This window comes from Frankia sp. Hr75.2 (assembly GCF_949319125.1).
Classification (GTDB): Bacteria; Actinomycetota; Actinomycetes; order Frankiales; family Frankiaceae; genus Parafrankia; species Parafrankia soli.
Map to the genome: position 1 here is coordinate 1 of NZ_CASGGV010000141.1, position 1,560 is coordinate 1,560.

Below are 1,560 nucleotides of genomic sequence, written 5' to 3' on the forward strand. Positions count from 1 at the left end.
GGCCGTCGGGTGCGGGCCGTCGCGTGGACGACTGTGGCGGTCGGGTGAGTCCGGTGGGATTCACCCGACCGCCACGGTCGGGGCTGGTCGGAGGCCGGCAGGGTCAGGATGCGGCCGGGGTGGCGATGGTTTTGATCTCGAGGAATTCCTCGAGGCCGGGGGTGCCGCTTTCGCGGCCGATGCCGGACTGCTTGTAGCCGCCGAAGGGGGCGTCGGGGGCGTACCAGCTGCCGCCGTTGACGCTGATGGTGCCGCTGCGGATGCGGCGGGCGACGGCGAGGGCGCGGTCGGTGTCGGCGCTGAGGACGGATCCGGAGAGGCCGAAGATGGAGTTGTTGGCGATGTTCACGGCGTCGTCGTCGCCGTCGTGGGGGATGACGGCGAGGACGGGGCCGAAGATTTCTTCCTGGGCGATCTCGCTGTCGGGGTCGACGCCTGCGAGCAGGGTGGGGGCGTAGAAGAACCCGGGGTTGATCTTTTTGCCGCCGGTGACGAGGGTGGCGCCGGCGGCGATGGCGCGCTGCACGATGCCGTCGACCTTGTCGCGTTGCTTCTCGCTGATGAGCGGGCCCATGTAGGTGTCGGGTTCGGTGGGGTTCCCGACCTTGATCTGGGCGAGGGCGGCGGCGACTTTCTCGACGATGGCGTCGTGTTGGGCGCGGGGGACGACGAGGCGGCTGGTGATGGCGCAGCCCTGCCCGGAGTGGGAGCAGATGGTGAACGCGGCCATCATGGCGGCGAGGTCGTGGTTGGCGTCGTCGAGGACGACGAGGGCGGATTTCCCGCCGAGTTCGAGGAAGACTTTTTTGACGGTCCTGCTGGCGACTTCCATGATGCGTCGGCCGACGGCGGTGGATCCGGTGAAGGTGATGAGGTCGACGTCGGGGTGGCCGGTGAGGACTTCGGCGGCGTCGACGTCGATGGAGGTGATGACGTTGACGACGCCGGCGGGGATGTCGGTCTCGTTGGCGATGAGTTCGCCGAGGGCGAGGGCGAGCAGGGGGGTGTCGGGGGCGCCTTTGAGGATGACGGTGCAGCCGGCGGCCAGGGCGGGGGCGAGTTTCGCGAGGGCGAGCTGGGTGGGGTAGTTGTAGGCGACGATCGCGGAGACGACGCCGGCGGGTTCGCGTTCGATCCAGCGGTGGTGCTGGGCGCCGCGGGATTCGACGGTGCCGAGGTCCTGGGTGAACTGGTAGCCGGCGGCGAGGTCGGCGTAGTACTTGACGAGGTTGATCGGGTCGCCGAGGGCCGGCCCGTCGGTGATCAGGCGGGGGTGGCCGACCTCGGCGATGGTGAGTTCGCGGAGTTCTTCTTTGTGCTTGACGAGGACGTCGTGGAGCTGGTTGAGGCACTGGACGCGGAACGCGACGTTGGTCGACCAGTCGGTGGTGTCGAAGGCCTTGCGGGCGGCCTTGACCGCGGCGGTGGTCTCTTCGACCGTCGCGTCCGCGGCCTGGCCGATGACTTCGCCGGTCGTGGGGTTGATCGAGTCGACCGTCCGCTCGGTCTCGACAAGCTTCCCGTCGATCAGTAACCGCTTCACAGCCGCTCCTCGTTGAT

At 68.7% G+C, this 1,560-nt stretch carries 1 protein-coding gene; it reads right to left on the reverse strand.

What is annotated here, in order from left to right:
- Positions 1-103: 103 nt before the first annotated feature.
- Positions 104-1,543 (reverse strand): aldehyde dehydrogenase family protein, encoded by a 1,440-nt coding sequence (locus AC559T_RS12375; protein ID WP_498868792.1) that lies wholly within the window; start codon positions 1,541-1,543, stop codon positions 104-106.
- Positions 1,544-1,560 lie beyond the last annotated feature (17 nt).